The sequence below is a fragment of the Pseudomonas sp. B329 genome, from assembly GCF_023127835.1.
In the GTDB taxonomy this organism is placed as follows: Bacteria; Pseudomonadota; Gammaproteobacteria; order Pseudomonadales; family Pseudomonadaceae; genus Aquipseudomonas; species Aquipseudomonas synxantha_A.
Genome location: NZ_SPKP01000019.1, coordinates 1 through 19,907, shown reverse-complemented (window position 1 = coordinate 19,907; position 19,907 = coordinate 1). Strand labels below are relative to the sequence as shown.

General features: G+C 61.4%; 15 protein-coding genes. 10 read left to right on the top strand and 5 right to left on the bottom strand.

The window, feature by feature from the left end; translation table 11 throughout:
* Positions 1-34: 34 nt before the first annotated feature.
* Genes E4P00_RS11855 through E4P00_RS11820 form a run of 8 tightly spaced genes read left to right on the top strand, consistent with a single transcriptional unit; the run spans position 35 to position 10,490 of the window.
* Positions 35-2,014 carry an exopolysaccharide transport family protein gene (locus E4P00_RS11855; protein WP_248131550.1) on the top strand — a complete coding sequence of 660 codons (1,980 nt, stop codon included), beginning with the start codon at positions 35-37 and terminating at the stop codon, positions 2,012-2,014.
* Positions 2,014-3,195: a glycosyltransferase gene (locus E4P00_RS11850; protein WP_248131548.1), complete on the top strand. Its 1,182-nt coding sequence runs from the start codon at positions 2,014-2,016 to the stop codon at positions 3,193-3,195. Before E4P00_RS11855 ends, E4P00_RS11850 begins: the two co-directional genes overlap by 1 nt.
* Positions 3,192-4,532: a beta-xylosidase gene (locus E4P00_RS11845; protein ID WP_103735419.1), complete on the top strand. Its 1,341-nt coding sequence runs from the start codon at positions 3,192-3,194 to the stop codon at positions 4,530-4,532. The genes E4P00_RS11850 and E4P00_RS11845 overlap by 4 nt, the downstream gene beginning before the upstream one ends.
* A gap of 22 nt (positions 4,533-4,554) precedes the next feature.
* Positions 4,555-5,769 carry a glycosyltransferase family 4 protein gene (locus E4P00_RS11840; protein ID WP_032876904.1) on the top strand — a complete coding sequence of 405 codons (1,215 nt, stop codon included), beginning with the start codon at positions 4,555-4,557 and terminating at the stop codon, positions 5,767-5,769.
* Positions 5,760-6,863, top strand: coding sequence for a glycosyltransferase family 1 protein (locus E4P00_RS11835; protein WP_078820818.1), 1,104 nt, complete (start codon positions 5,760-5,762; stop codon positions 6,861-6,863). The genes E4P00_RS11840 and E4P00_RS11835 overlap by 10 nt, the downstream gene beginning before the upstream one ends.
* A complete protein-coding gene (locus E4P00_RS11830; protein WP_005786790.1) occupies positions 6,863-8,266 on the top strand; it encodes an O-antigen ligase family protein in 1,404 nt (467 codons plus the stop codon). Before E4P00_RS11835 ends, E4P00_RS11830 begins: the two co-directional genes overlap by 1 nt.
* Positions 8,263-9,084, top strand: coding sequence for an acyltransferase (locus tag E4P00_RS11825; protein WP_005786788.1), 822 nt, complete (start codon positions 8,263-8,265; stop codon positions 9,082-9,084). The genes E4P00_RS11830 and E4P00_RS11825 overlap by 4 nt, the downstream gene beginning before the upstream one ends.
* Entirely contained in the window at positions 9,084-10,490 is a 1,407-nt protein-coding gene (locus tag E4P00_RS11820) for a lipid II flippase MurJ (protein ID WP_078820817.1), read from the top strand. The genes E4P00_RS11825 and E4P00_RS11820 overlap by 1 nt, the downstream gene beginning before the upstream one ends.
* A gap of 59 nt (positions 10,491-10,549) precedes the next feature.
* Here the strand turns inward: E4P00_RS11820 and E4P00_RS11815 are convergent, their stop codons facing one another.
* The 3 genes from E4P00_RS11815 to E4P00_RS11805 form a co-directional block, all read right to left on the bottom strand.
* Entirely contained in the window at positions 10,550-11,122 is a 573-nt protein-coding gene (locus E4P00_RS11815) for a DUF4174 domain-containing protein (RefSeq protein WP_032876911.1), read from the bottom strand.
* Between the two features lie 152 nt (positions 11,123-11,274).
* Positions 11,275-11,907, bottom strand: a complete 633-nt coding sequence (locus E4P00_RS11810) for a glutathione S-transferase (RefSeq protein WP_078820816.1) — start codon at positions 11,905-11,907, stop codon at positions 11,275-11,277.
* Positions 11,908-11,956: 49 nt separating this feature from the next.
* Complete coding sequence (locus E4P00_RS11805; protein ID WP_248131545.1) at positions 11,957-14,314, bottom strand: DNA polymerase II; 2,358 nt, start codon at positions 14,312-14,314, stop codon at positions 11,957-11,959.
* 212 nt (positions 14,315-14,526) lie between these two features.
* Here E4P00_RS11805 and E4P00_RS11800 point away from each other — a divergent pair, with 212 nt between their 5' ends.
* The gene (locus E4P00_RS11800; protein ID WP_248131543.1) at positions 14,527-16,740 is read left to right on the top strand and encodes a TonB-dependent siderophore receptor; all 2,214 of its coding nucleotides are present in this window, start codon (positions 14,527-14,529) and stop codon (positions 16,738-16,740) included.
* A gap of 43 nt (positions 16,741-16,783) precedes the next feature.
* On the opposite strand, the gene E4P00_RS11795 is transcribed toward E4P00_RS11800, so the two are convergent.
* Positions 16,784-17,251, bottom strand: coding sequence for an SRPBCC family protein (locus E4P00_RS11795; protein WP_032876921.1), 468 nt, complete (start codon positions 17,249-17,251; stop codon positions 16,784-16,786).
* 99 nt (positions 17,252-17,350) lie between these two features.
* Here E4P00_RS11795 and E4P00_RS11790 point away from each other — a divergent pair, with 99 nt between their 5' ends.
* A complete protein-coding gene (locus tag E4P00_RS11790) occupies positions 17,351-17,752 on the top strand; it encodes a GFA family protein (RefSeq protein ID WP_248131541.1) in 402 nt (133 codons plus the stop codon).
* 1 nt (position 17,753) lies between these two features.
* Here E4P00_RS11790 and mrdA read toward each other — a convergent pair whose 3' ends face one another.
* Positions 17,754-19,646, bottom strand: coding sequence for a penicillin-binding protein 2 (mrdA, locus tag E4P00_RS11785; RefSeq protein WP_248131539.1), 1,893 nt, complete (start codon positions 19,644-19,646; stop codon positions 17,754-17,756).
* Positions 19,647-19,907: the final 261 nt, after the last annotated feature.

Here is a 19,907-nt window from a genome sequence, read left to right as displayed (position 1 = left end):
TCGACGAACAACATCTATCCAATGGAGTGATCCTGTGATCGAAATCCGCTCTCTTCGCGACCTGCTGCGGCTGTTTTTCATCTACCGCCGCGAATTCAAACTGGCAGTGATCACCACGATCGTCGTCGCGGTGCTGGGTGCCTTCCTGTTGCCGGCTCGCTACGAATCCGACGCGCGCTTGTTGGTCAAGCCGGGGCGGGACAACACCACCTTGCCGATCGAAGCCGCCAACCGCCAGACGCTGATTGCCCCGAGCACCCAGCACGACCCGATTGTCGACGAAGAAAAAATGCTCACGGGCCGGCCCATCGTGCATATCGTTGCCGAGCGCTATATGGCGATGACCTCCGAGCCGCCGCAGGGCTTCTGGAAGGTCACCAAGTTCTACATCAAGAAGGGCCTTGGCGAAGTCATCAACGGCGTGCGCAGCGTGCTGCAGTTCGTAGGCCTTGCCGAGAAGCAAAGCCCGCTGGAGCGCCTGGCGACCTCGCTGGAGAAGAACTTCAAAGCCGGTCACGAGCCGGGTTCTTCAGTGATCGAGATTTCCTTCACCTGGGACGACCCGGCTGTGGCGCAAAAAATCGTCGAGGAATGGGTCAACGCCTACCTTGAGGAACGTGCGCGGATTCTCGGGCGCAAGAGCCTGCATACCTTCTACGAAACCGAACGCGCCAAGGTGGCGGAAAATATCCAAAGCCTGAAGGACCAACTGCAAGGCCGTTTGAAGCAGATCGATTCGATCAGTGTCGATGCGCGCCTGAAGAACCTCACCAGTCAGATCGACCGTGTCACCGACGCCAAGGTCAGCGCACAAAACCAGATCTCGGGCATTCGCAGCCTCCTGGCCAACGCCAGCCAGCAGATCAAGAGCCAGCCGGCAGACGTGGTGACGATGCGCGAAACCAGCCTCAATCCCACCCAACTGGACCTCAAGCGCCAGCTCAATGCGCTGCAAGTGGAACGCGCACGCCTGTTGCGCACCTACCTGCCGGGCACGCCGCAGGTCAATCAGATCGAGCAGAACATCCGCGACATTGAAGCCCTCAGCGCTCAGGAGGCTACGCGCCTGGAACGCTCGCAAAACACTGCGCCCAACAGCTTGGTGATCAACGTCAAGCAGCAAGTGATCGACGCCCAATTGCAAGAGCGCAAACTGGCCGGGGAGATCGAGAACTACGACAAGACCCTCGCCGAACTGCGTGACCAGCGTGACAAGGCGATGACCGATGAGCCGGAACTCAACAAGCTGAGCCAACAACTGCGCGCCGCCGAAAAAAGCTACGCCTTGTACTCGGACAATCTTGAACAGGCGCGTATCGATCACGAACTGGACAACAGTCAGATCAGCAACATCGCGCTGATCGAACACGCCACCCTGAACCCGTCACGTGTGTTTCCCAAGAGCCTGCTGATTCTGTTGTTCGCCATTCCCGCCGGCGTAGCCGTGGGCTTTTTGACCATTTATGTGCTGTACCTGCTGGACCAACGCATCCACGATGGCACCCGCTTGCAGGAGATGTTCCAGGTGCCGCTGTGGAGCAGCATCCCCGACGTGCAAGACGCCACGCCGGCCGCCGTCACCGCCAGCCTCTATCGCCTGTACAGCCTGCTGCCCCTGGAGCGCATCGCCAGTGAAGGCTTTGCCCTGGGCCTGACCTCGGCGCGGCATGGCGAGGGCGTGACGTTTATCATCGAGCAGCTCAAGCGCCTGCTGGAAGAACGTGGCCACCGCGTCTCGGTCGACGGGGCGAACGCGCCCACGCCGGGTGAAGTGCTGTTGCTGGACGCCTCGGCCTTGTCGTCCAACCCGCAGGCCTTCCTGACGCTACGCCGTGCCGACCAGATCGTGCTGGTAATCGAAGCCCGCACCAGTACCGTACCGACCATCGAAAACGCGGTGTCGCTGCTGACCACCGCGTTCGGCAAAGTCGACGGCATGATCCTCAACCGCCGCCGCTTCGAAGTACCGGCCAAGGTCCTGGCGCGGATCAACAGCTGGCGCGGTGCGGCCTGATGCGTATTGCATTGCTGGCCCCTCTGCCACCGGAGCAGACCGGAATCGCCGATTACGCCGCGCATTTGCGCAACGCGTTGATCGAACTGGGCCTTGAAGTGGTGACCCCCCTCGCGGGTTGCCAGGACCTGGCTGAACAGTTGCGGCGCTTGCAAGCCTTTGACTGGCACGGTGTGGACCTGGTCCATGCCGAATTGGGAGGTGGGCGCTTCGGTGAGTTCCAGGCGCTTGACTACCTGCGTCGGGCACATCCACAACTGCCGTTGACCGCTACGGTGCATGATCCGGAGCGCTTGATCTGGCGCCGGGCCAAGCTGTTTTTCCCCTTGACCCTGCTCGAACGCCTGCCCCACCCGCTGCCCCAGGCGGCGGCGCTGCTGGCCGACCCGCTGACCTTGCACGAAGAACGACGCCTGGCCAAAGGTATGCGCCGGCTGATCACCCTCACCCGCCTGGGAGGCGACTGCCTGCGCCAACGCATGGGCCTGCGCCCGCAGCAAGTGGCGGTGATTGCTCACGGCAACCTGCCCATCGCGCCCCAGGACTTGCCGCCGCTTGCGCCGCTGCGTCTGTTGTATTTCGGCTTTATCTATCGCGGCAAGGGCATTGAAGATCTGCTCCAGGCCCTGGCCCAGTCACTTTCCGCCCACCCGCAATGCCGAGGCCAGGTGCGCCTGACTCTGGCCGGCGGCACTGCTCCGGAAATGACCTTTGACCCGGCCGGCAACTACCTCGACGGCCTGCGCCAACAGATCAGCGCGCTGCACCTGGAGGACGTGGTGGACTGGCAGTTGGACCTGCCATCGGCGCAGATCGCCTCTACGATCCAGGCGCACCATGTGATGGTGCTGCCCTACCGCGAATCGAAAAAACTCGGCTTCCTGGGGCAGATGCGTGGCACCAGTGGCGCACTGTCGTGGGCCAATGCCTGCGGGCGCGGGGTAATCACCTCCAATGCGCGTGCCTTTGCTGAAGAGGTGGCCGGCGGCAATGGCATCACCTATCAGCAGGGCGATATCGATTCCTTGAGCAACGCCTTGAGCCGCTTGATCCTCGACCCGCAACAGGCCCGGCAATGGGCTGCCCGGGCAGCGGAAATCGGCCACCAACGCCAGTGGGCCACCACGGCCCAACGTTTTGCCGAATTATTTCGGGATGCTTGTGAGGAGCCGTTGCGATGAATATTTCATCTGTTCGCCCGATGTGGCGCTATCTGCCGCTGGTGCTGGCAATCGCCGTGGGTGGCGCCCTGCTGTCGAGTGAAAAAGTCGATGCGCAGCCGGTGAATCTGGCCCCGGAGCGCACTGTGGTATGGAAGGACTTCCTTGGCGTGAACGCGCACTTTCTGTGGTTCACGCCCGAGCAGTACCGCCAGCAGATCAAGCAATACAAGAAACTCGGGTTGCAATGGGTGCGGGTCGACCTGCACTGGGATCGCCTGGAGCCCACAGAAGACGGTTATCAACTCAGCACCTTCGATGAACTGGACCGCACCCTGAGCGCTGAAAAAATCCGCTCGGTGTTTTACCTGGTGGGCTCGGCGCCCTTTATCACCACCGCCCCCAAGGGCGCGCAGTTCCAGGACCAGTATCGCCCGCGGGACCCCGAAATCTACGCGCTGCGCCTGGCACTCCTGGCCAAGCGCTACCCCAATATTGATGCCTGGCAGGTGTGGAACGAGCAGAACCTGCCGAACAACTGGCGCCCCAAAGTCAACGCCAAGGAGTACGGGCAATTGTTATTGGCCAGTCACCAGGCGTTGAATATTGCTGCGCCCGGCAAACTGCAGGTCATGGGCGGCATGGCGTACTACAGCCAGATGCCGCCGCGTGGCAAAACCCTGATGTTCGAAGCGCTCGGCGCGCTGGGCGTGCAAAACCTGGGCATGGTCGCGGCCTATCACCCTTATTCGATGACCCCGGAAACCGATGAACCGGGCAAGAACGAAGTGCTGCTGCGCGGCGATCAACTCAATACCATGCTGCACGGCGCCGGGATCAAGAACGTATGGGCTACCGAGTGGGGCTGGTCCAGCTATGCCGGCCCCAAGGAGATGCAGGACCTGATCGGTATCGACGGGCAGGCCGACTACACCTTGCGCCGCCTGGCGTTGATGGCGTCCCAGGACTATCAGAAGATTTTCCTGTTCGCGCTGTCCGACCTCGACCAACGCGCCTCGCCACGCGACCAGCATTACGGCCTGCTGAACCTGGACGGCGAACCCAAGCCGGTCTACACCGCCCTCGCCCGCTTCCTCGAGATCACCGGCCCCTCCCTTAAACCCGGCACCACGCCCAAGCTTGAGGATGTGCCGGACAGTTTCTACAGCGTGGCCTGGACTCGGCCTGACGGAAAACACTTGTTGATGTACTGGAGTGCCAAAGGCAGCAGCATCAGCCTGCCGGACATCAAACACGCAGAACTGCTGGACCCGCTGACCGGAGCCCGGCAGCCCCTGAACGACGACAACGGTATTCGCCCAGCGGTGAAGCCGAGTTTGCAGATACTGGTGTGGTAGCCCCGGGCATGGAGAGCTGTACATGAGAATCCTATGGATTGTGCCCTATCTGCCGTGGCCGACCACCAGCGGCGGCAAGACCCGGCAGTATCATTTGCTGCGCACCTTGAGTGAGCGCGGGCATCGCATCACGCTGCTGGCGCAATCGAAGACACCGGCCGATGACGCGGTGCACGCAGCCCTTGAACCGTTGCTCGAACGCCTGATCGTGGTGCCGCGCCGGCCGCTGAAACACCCGATGACCCTGCTCGCGGGCGTATTCGCACCGTGGCCGCTGTTGACCACGGTCAATGGCCTGTCGGCACCGTTGCAAGCCCAATTTGCGCAACTGTTGAACGAGCGCTGGGACGTGATTCAAGTGGAACACAGCTACAGCCTGCAACCGTTTCTGCGCACCTTGCAGCAGCGCCAGCGCGAGTTTGTGCTGACCGAGCACAACCTGGAGTCAAGCCTGGGTGGCGCCACTTATGACCGTTTCCCCAAGTGGGCTGCGCCGTTCGTGCAGTACGACCAATGGCGCTGCCGGCAATGGGAGCGCAAGGCGTTCGATGCCGCCGCCCATGTGATCGCGGTGACCGACGCAGACGCCCAGGCCATGCGGCCGTTGACTGCAACGCCGGTAAGCGTGGTAGTCAATGGCGTCGACAGCCGTGCCTTCGCCCAGGTCAGTGCCGATGCGCAGAGCCAGCGTTTGTTGTTTGTCGGCAATTACGAATACGCACCGAACCTGGACGCTGTGCAGTGGTTGCTTGAGGAGATATTCCCCCGGGTCTGGCTGCAGTGTCCGAACGCGCGCCTGGCAGTGGCCGGTTACGGCTTGCCCGAACACTGGCGCGACCGTTGGCCGGATGAACGTGTCGAGTGGCTGGGGTTTGTTCCTGATCTGTGCGCCCTGCAACGGCGCTGCGCCGGTTTTGTCGCCGCGTTGCGCCATGGCGGCGGCTCCAAGCTCAAGGTGTTGGAGGCAATGGCCGCCGGCTTGCCGCTGGTCAGCACGGCCCAGGGTGTTTCCGGTTTGGCGGTGCAATCCCAGGCGCATTACCTCGCGGGCGAAAGCGCCGAGGCCCTGGCCGATGCCATCGTGCGTTTGCTGGATCAGCCGCTGCTGGCCCGGCAACTGGCCGATGCGGCACGCGATTATGCGCGGCATTACCACGACTGGGCGGTGGCCGGTGACGAACTGGAGCACATCTACCGCACCTTGATCGCCTCTAAGGAGTCTCAGCCATGCGCGTAGCCCTGGACTATCGCCCCGCTACGGTTGCGCCCTCGTCGGGCATCGCCCGCCAGGTCCTGGCGCTGGAAGATGCCCTGCGCGCACGGGGCAACACCGAGGTGGTGCTGTTCACTGAGGCGCCCCTGGACCACCCGCAACGCCAGAACGCCATTTGCCCACCGTGGGCCAGCCCGCTGGATGGCCTGCAACGGCCGCAGGTACGCTTGCGGTTCGAGCGCAAATTTTTGCCCAGAGCCTTGCACGAGCAACAGATCGACCTGCACATCGCCACGGCCAATATGGGCTTGCCGCTGTGCCGCAAACCCGCCGGCACCCGTTATATCCTGGTGCTGCATGACCTGTTTCAGCTGACTCAGCGTAACTTCCATCGCTCCAGGCTCAAGGCCCTGGCCTATCGCTTGATCGACGGCGCCTCGATTGCCTGGTCGGTGTGGCAGGCTGACCGGGTGTGGTGCCCTTCGCAGTTTTCCTGCAACGAAGCCGCCCGCGTATTCCCCTGGGCCCGGGCCAAGTTCCGGGTGTTGAGCAACCTGGTGCCCGAATTGAATGCAGCGCCAGAACCGCTGCCAGACAACCTGCCGGCGCGTTACTGGCTGGTGGTGGGCACGCGGGAGCCGCGCAAGAACATGGCATTTTTCCTGCGCCAATGGCAGGCCTGCCGTGCGGCGAACCCTGAGGTGCCGGACCTGGTGCTGGTGGGCCATGCCAGCGATGTACCGTCCGCCCTTGGCGAACTGCCGGGCCTGCATTGGTGCAGCGGTTTATCCGACGGCCAACTGCAAGCCCTCTACCGTCATACCGACTGCCTATGGCAGCCGTCTTATGCCGAAGGCTTTGGCCTGCCGGTGGTGGAAGCCTTGAGTGTCGGCACGCCGGTGGCGGTGGCACGCGGTTCCGCCCTGGATGAAGTCGCGCCGCCCGGCGCCCCGCGCTTCGACCCACACGATGCCAGGCAATTGCAGAACGTCATGCAGCAACTGGCAACCGCGGGCGACAAGGCAGACGCCGAAACGCAGCGCGCCTGGGCCCGGCAATTTGCCGAACCGGCCTATCGCTCGCGCCTGGATACTTTGCTCAAGGAATTGGACCGCTAATGCTGCCAGGAAAACTCATCAGTCTGCTCCTGGGCCTGGTCTTCGGCATTTTGCTGTTGGCCCTGTCGCCGATCAAGGCCTTGCTGGTCGTGGCCGGCGCGGGTGTGGCCTTGACCCTGATCCGCTTTCCCCTGTGGGGCTTGCTGATTTTCGCGGTGTTGGCCACCAGCATTCCCTACACCACGTTGGAACTGGGGATCCGCACCACCATCAGCGAAGCCGTGTTGGGGCTGACCTGGGTCGGGGTGTTCTGGCAATCGTTTATCGGCAAGACCCGCGGCTTGATCCTGTGGCGTCCGACCGAGCGCGCGCTGATGTGGCTGATGCTGTTCAGCACTATTCCGTTTATCTGGGGCATGGTCATCATCCATGCCGAAGGCAACGGACCGGTGAACTGGGTACGCTGGCTGATGAACCTGTCGTTGCTGTTTATCGTGCCGTTGCTGCTGCGCACCGACGCCGACCGCGACAAGGTGGTGGTCGCCCTGCTGCTGGGCAACCTGGCGATGCTGTTGCTGTCGATTTTCATGTTTTTGAAAACGCGCAACGCCATGTCGATGATCGAGGTGCTTACCGACCTCAAGTACGCCCACCCGGAAGCGGTGAAGGATATTTTTTCCGCCAACTACACGCGCATGGCCTCGCCCTGGGTGCACCCAAACCTGACGGGTGGCGTGCTGGTGCTGTTTATCCCCCTGGCGCTGTTCTACGGCTGGACCCGCAGCGGCTGGCGCCGGGCGCTGGGCCTGGCGGTGGCGGTGCTGGGTTGCGCCGGCCTGCTGCTGAGTATTTCCCGTGGCGCCATCGTGGCCCTGGCGCTGGTGCTGATCTGGCTGACCTATAAGCGCGTACCCAACAGCGGGCGCATCATCGGTATCGGCGTGGCGTTTGGGGTTGCGCTGGTGATGTTCTACCCGCCGTTGCAGGAGCGCTTGCTGACTATCTTCTCGTCCACCAATGCCAGTACCGAAATCCGCTTCGACGAGTACGCAAGATTCCCCGAGGCCATGTCGACATACCCCCTGGGGATCGGCTTCAAGATCGACCCACCCGTACCCGGAACCAACCTGTTGGGCATCTCCAACCTGTGGCTGAACTTCATCTACAAGGTCGGCATTCCGGGGATGCTGTTGTTTATCACCGTCACGGTGTTGTGGTGGCGTGAAGTGCGGCCCCTGGGCCAGGTGCGCAAGGTCACCGCCGACAACGCCCTGTGGCTGGGGTGTATCTGCGGCGTGATGGCAGCGCTGTTGACGGGGATTTTCGACCACTATTTCAGCTTCACCTTTGTACTGATCGCGCTGTTCTGGCTGTTGATGGGCATGAGCCTGCAACAGGTGCGTCTGCGCCCCTCCATTACCGCCCCTGTTGCTGCTATTGCGCCAAAGGATAACCAACCATGAAACACCGGATGATTCACTCCACCGATTTGCGCGATCGCCTCCCCACACTGGCCGCTGAACTGGGCGTGAGCCTGCCGGACCTGGAAGAGGCGCTGGACTGGTGCCTGGCCAACGACGTGGTGTTTGAAGAGGGCGAAGGCGACAACAAGCGCTTCTGGATAAACTCCATCGACCTGGAACCCGCCCTTGAGCACCCGGTGGCCCGCCTTTTGTTCCGCCGTATGAAGCAGGACCTGCCGGGCAAGCTGTTGCCGCGCTATGGCAAAAACTGGGCAACGATCAAGGATCGCTGGCGCAACGCCTGGGACATGGCCTACAACATTTTGATCAACAAGATCCCCAGCCACCATGTGCGCATTGCCTGGCTGCGCCTGGGCGGCGCGAAGATCGGCAAGGGCACAAGCTTGTGGCGTAACACCGAAGTGTTGGGCATCCACAACTTGAGAGTCGGTGACGATACGGTGATCGGTTGGCATTGCCAGGTAGACGCCCGCGCCGGGCTGGTGATCGGCAACCACGTGGCGATTGCCTCCCACGTGCTGATCATCGCCGGCAGTCATGATTTGCAGGCACCGGAGTTCTGGTCGATTTCCGGGCCGATCTACATCGACGACTATGTGTGGATCGGCAGCCGGGCGTTGATCGGCTACGGCACGCACCTGGGTCATGGTTCGGTGATCAGCGCCAATACCGTGGTGGCCAAGGCTGTGGCCCCCTACAAAATCATTGGCGGTTCCGGGGCCAAAATCATGGGCGAACGTTGCCATGATCTGAACTACAAGGTGGGTGGCAAAGGCCTGTTCACCCTGTTCCACTGATGTTCGGCAGCACGCTCTGGCTGACCGTCGCGACCCTCGCCGGGCTGGTCGCCGGTTTTGCCCGCGAATGGCTGCTGGTGGCGGCCTGGGGCGCGGGCAGCCGCAGCGACGGGTTTCTGGTGGCGGTGTTTTTGCCCGAAGCGTTGCGCATGACCCTGGCCGCCGGCTTGCTTGCGGCGGCTGCCCTGCCCCTCTATCAACAACGCGACCCACAACGCCAGCAAGCCTGGCTGGCCAGCCTTTCTCCACGCCTGCTGGGAGTAGGCCTGGCCCTGTTTGCCGTATTGGCGCTGGGCGCGCCGCTGTGGGTGCGCCTGATCGGCCCCGGCCTGGACGCCGCAGCCCATGCCGAAGCCGCCGCTAACTTGCGCTGGCTGGCGGCCTGTGCGCCGGGCCTGGTGATGCATGGGTTGTTCAGTATTCCCTTGCAGGCACGCCAGCGTTTTGTGCTGCCGGGGCTGGGCTCTTTGCTGTTCAACCTGCCGCCGGTGCTGTACCTGTTTATCCGTGGCAGCGCAAGCGACAGCGGCGAACTGGCCATGAGCTTTTTTGCCGGCAGTGTATTGATGTGCCTGCCACTGCTGGCGCCGGTCTGGTCTTTCGGCTGGCGGCCGTGGCAAGTCACTGGCGACAAGCTGGCGGGCCGCGAACTGTTGGGGCGCATCGGGCCATTGTTGGCCAGCAATGTCGCCAGCCAGGGTTTGGCGCTGCTCGAACGCTTGATCGCCAGTTACCTGGGGGAAGGTGCCGTCACGTGGGTCAACCTTGCACGCAAACTGATCAATCTGCCCTTGATCGCCCTGATGAGCCTCAACCAGGTACTGCTGGGCATGATGAGCGGCGAACAAGGCCAGCAGCGCCTGGCCCTGCTGCGCCGAGGCCTGGATGCTGCGACCCTGCTCAGCCTGCCGGCCGCCCTCGGCCTGATCGGCGCCAGCCCGGTGCTGATTCATCTGCTGATGCCCGCCCAAAGCGCCGACAGCCCACTGCCCGCCCTGCTGGCCTGGTTCGCGACGCCATTGGTGTTCGGCGCCTGGAACGCTATGCTCGCCCGCTACGCCTATGCCAGCGGCGACACGCGCCTGCCCTTGCGCTGCGAATTGCTGGGCAGCGGGGTCAACGCTTTGCTGTTGGTGCTGCTGCCGTACTTTCTGGGTTTGCCGGGTATCGCCCTGGCGGCGTTGGGCGGGGTTATCGTCACCAATCTGCTGCTGATGCAGCGCCAGCAATTGCTTGGGCAACTGGGCTGGCCGCTGCAATGGGGGCTGAGTGCGGTTTTACTGGGTTTTGCAGCCGTGATATTGCACCCGCTGCACAATGATGGGTGGCAACTGGGCTTGAGTACCGTGACGGCGGCCCTGGTATTGGGAGGGTTGGCTGGGTGGTTCAAGCCGTGGAAACAGTGAACTGGAGCCACCACCGCAATGGCCTGCGCAGGAGCTGGCAAGCCAGCTCCTGCACGGACTCAGTCATCCAGCTGTTGAGGCGCAGCCGGCTTGGTTGCCTTACCCGCTTTGGTAGCGTTCTTGCCAGGCGCAGGCGCCGGTTCTGGCACAACCGGAGCAGCCGCTTCTTTCTCGGCCATCGGCATCTGGTCGATGGCGCTGAAAAATTCCTTCAGGTCGAGGGTATCCGGCGGTACGGTCTTCTCCAGTTTCTTCTCGCCATCCTTGCCGATCAGGATCACCTTGGTGCCGCTGCCGACGCCGAGCTTGAGGGCACGGATCAGCGCGTTGGTTTCAGGCGGCGTGAGCTTTTTGCTGTCCTTTGGGTCCTTGGCGAACTTCTCCCCTTCGGCGCCAATGCTACCGAACTTGACGGTGTAGAACACCATGCTGCGCTCTTCGAAGGACTGCTTGGTGGCAGCCTCTTCCAGTTGTTTCTTCAGCGTTGCCAGTGTCGGGTTTCCAGCATCAAGCTCCACGACCACCAGCGGGCGCGTCTTGCCCAACTCCTGCTTGAGCGGATTATCATCAGCGGCCAACAACGGCCCCGTAAAAGCCATCAAGGTAGCCAGGGTCAGCGACCGGATGAGCATGCGCACCTCCTTTGAATTCCATGCAGGGTTCTTGAGTTTCATGTCTGCGACAGTCAAATTCAAGGATGATTCCTACATCACTTTGAGAAGAGTAGGTCAGGACACCCGCTACGCAAGGGCTTGGAGAGTGGCCAGGTCATTGTTTCTTCCGGTTACGAGACCTTCCACTGCGGCCAATGCCGGGCAAAAACCGGGGCCACGACAGGGTCGGCGTCTACCCGCTCCAGGCTCTGTGCAAAGCCCGGCGCCAGGTTGCCGAGCACCTCGCGCGCGTCATCCCAACGCGACACCGCCGCCGCCATGATGCCCAGTGCATTTGGCACGTTGCCCGGGGTAAACAGCTGGTCGGCAAACTGATCGGCAAACACGATCCAGGCCTGGTGCAGGTAGCGCCGTGTGCCGCTGACCAGTTGCGCTTGCTGCGCCTCATCGGCATTACCCAACCAGCGTTGCGGGTAGTCGATGATGCCGATCGCCGAATAGCAATTGGCGGCGATGTACAGCAAGCCGCGCAGGATCTGCGCACGATCGCCGGCCAGCAACTCGGCCTTGGGGTACTCCAGGCCCAGGTGGATCAGGATAGCGGCGCTTTCGGTCAACACTTGGCCATTGGGGGTGACCAGGGTGGGGATCTGCTTGAGTGGATTGATACGTGCAAGAGCGTCACTGCCCTCGCCGTCCTGCCAGGAGCTGGCGTCCACGCGATGCCACGGCACGGCGCAGCGCTGCAGGGCGATTTCGATCATGCAGGAACCGGATTCGTCGGTGCCATAAAGTGTGTACATGGGCGTTGCCTCCTGAGCGATGGGCGATAGGGACAGTGTGGTCCATTGCCTAGAATAGCCCCATCTGCCCGCCCACCAGGGTACCGAAGTCATCATTCACAAACGGCAGGATCGCGTCGGCAACGGGCTGCAATTGCCGGGTCACATAGTGGTCGTAGTCGACGGGCGCTTGCCGCACTTCCAAGGGTTCGGGGCCGTTGACGCTGATCACGTAGCTGATCCAGCCACCGCGCTGGTACTGGCGCGGGCGCCCCAGGCGGTCGTTGTACTCGTCGGCCAAACGTGCCGCGCGCACATGGGGCGGGACATTGCGTTCGTAGTCGTGCAAGGGCCGGCGCAGGCGCTTGCGGTAGATCAGCAACTCGTCGAACTCGCCGCTCAGGGTACGGCGCACGTAGTCGCGTATGTAGTCCTGATGGGGCTGGCGATGGAAGATGCGCCGGTAGAGTTCCTGCTGAAATTGCCGGGCCAGAGGCGACCAATCGCTGCGCACGGTTTCCAGGCCTTTGTAGACCATCTCTTCGCTGCCATCGTCGCGCACCACCAAACCGGCGTAGCGCTTCTTGCTGCCCTCCTCCGCGCCACGGATGGTCGGCATCAGGAAGCGGCTGAAGTGGGTTTCGTATTGCAGCTCCAAAGCACTTTGCAGGCCGTACTCGGTGCTCAGGTGGGCGCGCCACCAATCATTGACGTGCTGCACCAGCGCCAGGCCGATGCGATTGGCATCCTGCGGAGAATGGGCGCTGCCGAGCCAGACGAAGGTGGAGTCGGTGTCGCCGTAGATCACTTCATAACCCTGGGCCTCCACCAGCTCGCGGGTCTGGCGCATGATCTGGTGCCCACGCAGGGTGATCGAGGATGCCAGTCGAGTGTCGAAGAACCGACAGCCGCTGGAGCCGAGCACACCGTAAAAGGCGTTCATGATGATCTTCAGTGCCTGGGAGAGCGGCGCATTGCGCTCGCGCTTGGCCTCTTCGCGGCCTTCGGACACCCGGGTGACGATGGACGGCAGGCAATGCCGGGTGCGGGAGAAGCGCGCACCGCGAAAGCCTTCTACCGAGTCGCTGTCGTCGGGATGCTTGAGGCCTTCGATCAAGCCCACCGGGTCGATCAGGAAGCTGCGGATGATCGATGGGTAAAGGCTTTTGTAGTCCAGCACCAGCACCGATTCGTAGAGGCCCGGGCGTGAGTCCATGACAAACCCGCCAGGGCTGGCCTGGGGCGGTTTGTCGCCCAGGTTCGGCGCGACGAAACCCTGGCGATGCATCAACGGCAGGTACAAGTGGGTGAAGGCGGCGACCGAACCGCCGTTACGATCGGCCGGCAAGCCAGTGACGCTGGCGCGCTCCAGCAAGAACTTGAGTAACTCGGTCTTTTCAAAAATCCGTGTGACCAGCTCACAGTCCTTGAGGTTGTAGCGCGCCAAGGCGGGCTTGTCCTCGGCGAACATGCGGTTGATTTCGTCCATGCGCTGGTACGGGGTGGAAATGTCCTTGCCTTCGCCGAGCAGGGTTTGTGCGACGTTTTCCAGGCTGAAGGATTCAAAGCTCCAGGTCGCCGAGCGCAGCGCTTCGATCCCGTCGATGATCAAGCGCCCCGCCGCTGCCGCGAAGTAGTGATTGCGGCTGCCGTGCTCGCGCCAGGTCATGGCTTCACCGCCACGCCCCAGCAACAGCGGCACGTTCAGACGTTGGGCGTGCTCATGCAGGACGCGCAGGTCGAACTGCACCACATTCCAGCCGATGATCGCATCGGGATCAAAGGTGGCCAGCCATTGGTTGAGGCGTTCGAGCAGTTGCGCACGGGTGTCGCAGTAGTCGAGCTTGAAGTCCACGGCATCGGTTTTGTTTGGCGGGCCGAGCATATACACCTGGCGCTCGCCGCAGCCTTCCAGCGCGATGGAATACAGATCGCCCTGGGCGGTGGTTTCGATGTCCAGGGACACCAACTTCAAGCGCGGGCGGTAGTCGGGCGCGGGCTTCATCTGCGCGTCGAGCAAGGTGCCGTTCGCGTCGGGCGTGCCGCCGAACCATACGGGGGCAGTGATAAAACGCTCCATCATGTAACGCTCGGGCGGTCGCACGTCGCCTTCGTAGACATCGACCCCGGCGCTGCGCAGGCGCTTTTCGATGTCCATCAATTGGCGGTGCTGGCGGGCATAGAGGCCCAGGACCGGGCGATGGTGGAAGTCGCACAGTTGCAGCGCACGCAACTCCAGATCACGCTCGCCCTTGAGCAGCCAATCGAGCGGCTTGCGATGGACTTCGGGGATGAACATCACCGAGGTTTGCACGGGTAGGCGAATACACCGAGGCCCGTGGTCGGTGGCCAGCCAGAAACTGACCTCCGTGCCTAACGGGGTATCGCGCCAATGCCGGGTCAGGACAAAACCCTGCTGTAAATCCACCGTACCGCACCTCAGGAATCGCTTTCAGGGCGTGATTCTACTCGGCATCTGTACAAACGCGGCAGGTTAACGCGCACGCAGAGCGCAATCGCATAAATTTGTTGCAGGACATTAATAACAATCACTATCATTTGCGTCGGAGTCGTATCCGCGCAGTGAGGAAGCGCAACGTCGCTGCCCCCTTCCTCATAAGTTAGCCGTCTGGATCGACCATGCCCCTCTGCAATCTTTTCGCTGCGCCATTTCGCCCGACCCTGCTCGCCCTTTGTTGCTCCGTGAGCCTTGCTGCACAGGCGGCAACCCCAGCGGCCTCAGACAACGTATTGGAACTGGGCGCCACCAACATCAATGTCCAAGCCCTGGCGCCCACAGCGCTGCCCCCTGAGTTTGCAGGTGGCCAGGTTGCACGCGGCGGCCAATTGGGTGTGCTGGGCAACCAGGACATCATGGATGTGCCCTTCAGCATGTCCTCCTACACCGAAAAGCTGATTCGCGACCAGCAGGCGGAAACCGTCGGCGACGTGTTGCTCAATGACTCTTCTGTGCGCCAGGCCTCAGGGTATGCGAACCAGTCCCAGACGTTCATGATTCGTGGCTTGCCGTTGAATGGTGACGACATTTCCTATAACGGTTTGTACGGTGTCCTGCCGCGCCAGATCATTTCCACTGACGCCTTGGAGCGCGTGGAGGTATTCAAGGGCCCTAACGCCTTTATCAACGGCGTCACCCCCACCGGCTCGGGGATTGGTGGCGGCGTGAACCTGCAACCCAAGCGAGCCGATGATGTGCCACTGCGTCGTTTCAGTACCGACATCAGCAGTGATGGGCGGATTGGCGAACACTTGGATATTGGCCAGCGCTTCGGCGAAGACAACCGGTTTGGCGCACGGGTCAACCTGTCCCAGCGCGAAGGCGATACCGGGATTGATGATGAAAACCAGCGTTCGAAGCTGTTTGCCGTCGGCCTTGATTACCGCGGCGATGCGTTGCGGCTGTCCGGTGATTTTGTGTATCAGAAGCAGCGTATCAACGGTGGGCGTAACTCGGTGTTCCTTGGCACCATCACCCAGGTGCCGGATGCGCCGTCGGCAGACACCAACTACGCGCCAAGCTGGAGCAGTACCAACCTTGAAGACACCTTGGGGATGCTGCGCGCCGAATATGACCTGAATGAAAACTGGACCGCCTACGCGGCAACCGGTGCCAAGCACAGCCGTGAAATGGGGCGCTACTCGTCGGTGACCTTGAGCGATAATCTCGGCAATGCCAGCGCCAGCGGCTCGACTATCGCCCACGAAGAAAACAATACCAGTGCCATGGGTGGCCTCAATGGCAAGTTCCACACCGGCCCGGTGAGCCATCGGCTCAACTTCGGCCTGGCAGGCATCTGGACCGAGGCGCGCAACGCCTATGTATTCGCCAGCGCAAAAACCCCGACCAATATCTACAACCCCGTGACCGGCGCGCCGCCGGCCCTCAACAGCCCACGCAATACCCCAGGTACCGACTTCAGCGATCCGACCATCACCGACAAGACATTCGTGCGTAGCGTCGCGGTATCCGACACCTTGGGGTTCTTCGATGACCGCCTGTTAGTGACCGTTGGTGCACGTCGCCAGCAGATGGTGGTGCAGAGTTACAACTACATGAGCGGTACCCGCACCGCCAACTATGACGAATCGATCACCACGCCGGTGTACGGCATCGTGTTCAAACCGTGGGAGCACGTATCTCTGTATGCCAACCGCATTGAAGGCCTGGCTCAGGGCCCGACGTCGCCGCTCAAATCAGGCAACCTGACGGTCATCGGTGGCGGGCAAGCTTATGCGCCTGCCCGGTCCAAGCAGATCGAAGCGGGTGTCAAAGTGGACATGGGCACCTATGGCGCGACCCTGGGTGTATATCGTATCGAGCAGCCCGGCGCGGGTTATGCCGAGGCCATCGACGCCACCACCGCCCGCTACGTGCGGGAAGGTCAGCAGATCAACAAGGGCGTCGAGCTCAACGTATTCGGCGAACCGGTCAGCGGCCTGCGCTTGCTGGGCGGGGTGACCCTGATGAAAACCGAACTCAAGGGCACCCTCAACGGCGCCAACGACGGCAACCGTGCCATTGGCGTACCGTCATTCCAGCTCAACGCCGGGGTGGATTGGGATGTGCCCGGCCTGCAAGGCGTAAGCCTCAGCGGGCGTATGCTGCGCACCGGCGGGCAGTACGCCGACGCGGCCAACAACCTGAGCCTGCCGGCCTGGAACCGCTTCGACGTGGGTGCGCGCTACACCTTCGCCGTGGACAAGCGCGAGGTGACATTGGGTGCCACGGTAGAGAACGTCGCCAACGAGAAATACTGGGAGTCGGCCCAGGGCGGGTTCCTGAGCCAGGGGGATCCGCGAGTGGCGAAGTTGTCGGCGTCGATTGATTTCTAGAACGTGATTACGTTGGGGGGCTGATCTGCCCCCTTGCCCACCATCATACTGGTCGGGTTTCGCTCAGATAGGTTTCGATATTGCCCATCTGCTCATCCCAACCACGGGAGTTCATCTTGAACGCCTTCTGGCGCCGTGCCTCGGGAACCTGGTCGAAACCGGATTCGACAACCCGCAGCAGGATGCCGGGGGCGTGATCCTCGATGGTGAACTCCACCAGAGTCGGTGTTTCGTTGTCGTAGTCGATGCCCTCCTCTACCGCGAAGGGGTGCCACCAGAAAGAGAACAGGGTTTGCGGCAGGACGCGTTCGATCCTGGCCTTCCAGACCACATGTTCGTAGCCTGGGTAAGTAATTGGCGCTTCGATGGTTTGCCCGGCTACAAAGGTTTTGCCCTTGAGCGCGATACCGAACCAGCTGCCAAATTGCTCGGCATCCGTGAGAGCCTCCCAAACTTGTTTACGCGATGCATTGAGCAGGACTTTGCGTTCGATTCGATCTAATACGTGCATGAGTCACCTCCTTCTTTGAACAGTAGGCGACATCGACCAATGCGCAACCTTGCGTTGTGCGCGATGATGATGACCCTCTCCTTGACCTGGCCATAGGTTATGACTGACCCATTGAATGGAAGTTGCTTGTGCAAAGCTGTGCGCTATCAGGTGGACAGCCTGGACATGCCCATCAGCCACTGCCATTGCGACAGCTGTCGCAAGGCACACGCAGCTGCGTTTGTTGCCACTGCCGGGGTGATGCGCGAGCATTTTCGCTGGACGCACGGTGAAGAGCTTTTGGCATCCTTTGAATCCTCGCCGGGGAAACTCCGACGCTTCTGCTCGCGCTGCGGCTCACATCTGATTGCCGAACGGGGGCATCAGCCCCACGTGATCGTGCGGGTGGCGACGCTGGACGATGATCCCGGCGTCAGGCCCACCTCGCATATCTGGATGGCCCATGAGGTGCCATGGCTGGCCTATGAAGGCTTAGAGCGCTGGGACGAGTGGCGGGCCTGAGTCAGACGCGTGGGTCGCCTGGCGCTTTGGCTGGCGTCGCATACTGCGGCTTGAGATGACCTTCCTGGTCAAGCAACCAGGCATCCATGATCTGCCGCACAACCGGCCCAGCCACACGGCCTCCGGCCTCGCCGTTTTCAATCATGACGGAAATCACGATTTTCGGATGTTCGGCCGGCGCAAAACCGACGAACAAGGCGTTATCGCGATGACGCTCCAGCGTCTTGTTGCGGTTGTAGCGCTCACCCTGCTTGATCGCCACTACCTGGGCAGTGCCGCTCTTGCCGGCGATGCGGTATTGGGCGCCTTGCGCTGCCGCCCGGGCGATACCGCGTGGGTCGTGCATCACCAATTGCATACCATGGTTGACCTGCTCCCAATCACGCGGGTCTTTTAAGACCACGTTGGGCATCGGGTTCTCATCCACCGGAGGCACGCCGTTGATGGTCTTGGCCAGGTGCGGACGGTTCCAGATGCCTTTATTGGCGATCAATGCAGTGGCTTGGGCCAGTTGCAGCGGTGTCACTTGCATATAGCCCTGGCCGATGCCAAGGATGACGGTTTCGCCTGGGAACCAGGGCTGGCGACGGGTCGCACGCTTCCAGGCCTGAGAGGGCATCAGACCTGCGGACTCTTCGAACATGTCCAGGGACACCTTCTGACCAAGGCCGAACTCGGCGAGGTAGTCGTGCAGGCGATCGATGCCTAGCTTGTGGGCCAGGTCGTAGAAGTAAGTGTCGTTGGAACGCATGATGGCGGCGTCCATGTCTACCCAACCGTCGCCACTGTGGTTCCAATTGCGGTATTTGTGGTCAAAGTCCGGCAACTGGTAATAGCCAGGGTCAAACACCCGGGTTTGCGGGGTGACAACGCCACTGTCGAGACCCGCGATAGCCACTTCCGGCTTAATGGTTGAACCCGGCGCATAGAGCCCACGTAGCACGCGGTTGAACAGCGGCCGATCAATGGAATCGTGCAGCGCGGCGTATTCCTTGAAGCTGATGCCGGTGACGAACAGGTTCGGATCGAAACTCGGTTTGCTGACCATGGCCAGTACTTCACCGGTTTGCGGATCCAGGGCCACCACCGAACCACGCCGGTCGCCCAGGGCTTCTTCCGCGGCTTCCTGAAGCTTGACGTCGAGGCTCAGGACGATGTTTTTGCCAGGGATCGGATCGGTGTGCTTGAGCACGCGTAGTACGCGCCCCTGGGCGTTGGTCTCGACCTCTTCATAACCGACATGGCCGTGCAACTCGGCCTCGTAAAAACGCTCGATCCCGGTTTTACCGATGGATTGGGTACCGCGGTACTCCACGGAATCAAGGGCCTTGGATTCTTTCTCATTGATGCGGCCGACGTAGCCGATGGAGTGGGCAAAGTGCGCACCCAGCGGGTAGTGGCGGACGAATTGGGGCTCGACGTCTACCCCTGGAAGACGGAACTCGTTGACGGCCAAAACGGCGATCTGTTCTTCGTTCAACTCATAGAACAGCGTGACCGGAACAAACGGGTGACGAGCCTGCTTAAGCGCCTTATCGAACATCGCTCGGTCTTCGGCAGGCAGATGCAGCAGATTGACGAGCGCGTCCAGCTCACCCTTAAGGTCGGTGGTGCGTTCACGGGTGATGGTCAGGTTGTAACTCGGACGGTTGTCGGCCAGGACTACACCATTACGGTCATAGATCAAGCCGCGAGTTGGCGTGATCGGCAGTACGTGAACCCGATTGTTTTCCGAGATCGTGGAGTGGTAGTCGTACTGCACCACTTGCAGAAAATACATACGCCCCACCAGGGCACAGGTGATGCCTACCACCAGCAGTGCACAGGCCAGCAAGCGCTTGTTGACCAGGCGGTTTTCTTTTTCGTGATCTTTGATAGGTATCGGCTCAGGCATTTCTACAGCATCTCGTTGGAAATTAGCGACGCCGCCTCCTGCGGGTAACGATCAGTCCTTGTGAAAATGTGCTGCACCATACCAAAAATGCAGAAACACTTTGCATTGATTTCCCCAACGGCACGTTATTTAAGCGAGAGTCCCAGAGGCAGCCGGCTTTTCGACCGCCCAAAACAAAACCCCTGTTTGCGTTAGCAAACAGGGGTTTCGGAATTTAATCTTGACGATGACCTACTCTCACATGGGGAAACCCCACACTAC

What these genes read in the sequence shown, in the direction of transcription:
- E4P00_RS11795 (WP_032876921.1), bottom strand. Translation starts at nt 17,251, where the DNA reads ATGCACGTATTAGATCGAATCGAACGCAAAGTCCTGCTCAATGCATCG.
- E4P00_RS11790 (WP_248131541.1), top strand. Translation starts at nt 17,351, where the DNA reads ATGACTGACCCATTGAATGGAAGTTGCTTGTGCAAAGCTGTGCGCTAT.
- E4P00_RS11820 (WP_078820817.1), top strand. Translation starts at nt 9,084, where the DNA reads ATGTTCGGCAGCACGCTCTGGCTGACCGTCGCGACCCTCGCCGGGCTG.
- E4P00_RS11840 (WP_032876904.1), top strand. Translation starts at nt 4,555, where the DNA reads ATGAGAATCCTATGGATTGTGCCCTATCTGCCGTGGCCGACCACCAGC.
- E4P00_RS11825 (WP_005786788.1), top strand. Translation starts at nt 8,263, where the DNA reads ATGAAACACCGGATGATTCACTCCACCGATTTGCGCGATCGCCTCCCC.
- E4P00_RS11850 (WP_248131548.1), top strand. Translation starts at nt 2,014, where the DNA reads ATGCGTATTGCATTGCTGGCCCCTCTGCCACCGGAGCAGACCGGAATC.
- E4P00_RS11830 (WP_005786790.1), top strand. Translation starts at nt 6,863, where the DNA reads ATGCTGCCAGGAAAACTCATCAGTCTGCTCCTGGGCCTGGTCTTCGGC.
- E4P00_RS11815 (WP_032876911.1), bottom strand. Translation starts at nt 11,122, where the DNA reads ATGCTCATCCGGTCGCTGACCCTGGCTACCTTGATGGCTTTTACGGGG.
- E4P00_RS11810 (WP_078820816.1), bottom strand. Translation starts at nt 11,907, where the DNA reads ATGTACACACTTTATGGCACCGACGAATCCGGTTCCTGCATGATCGAA.
- E4P00_RS11845 (WP_103735419.1), top strand. Translation starts at nt 3,192, where the DNA reads ATGAATATTTCATCTGTTCGCCCGATGTGGCGCTATCTGCCGCTGGTG.
- E4P00_RS11800 (WP_248131543.1), top strand. Translation starts at nt 14,527, where the DNA reads ATGCCCCTCTGCAATCTTTTCGCTGCGCCATTTCGCCCGACCCTGCTC.
- mrdA (WP_248131539.1), bottom strand. Translation starts at nt 19,646, where the DNA reads ATGCCTGAGCCGATACCTATCAAAGATCACGAAAAAGAAAACCGCCTG.
- E4P00_RS11835 (WP_078820818.1), top strand. Translation starts at nt 5,760, where the DNA reads ATGCGCGTAGCCCTGGACTATCGCCCCGCTACGGTTGCGCCCTCGTCG.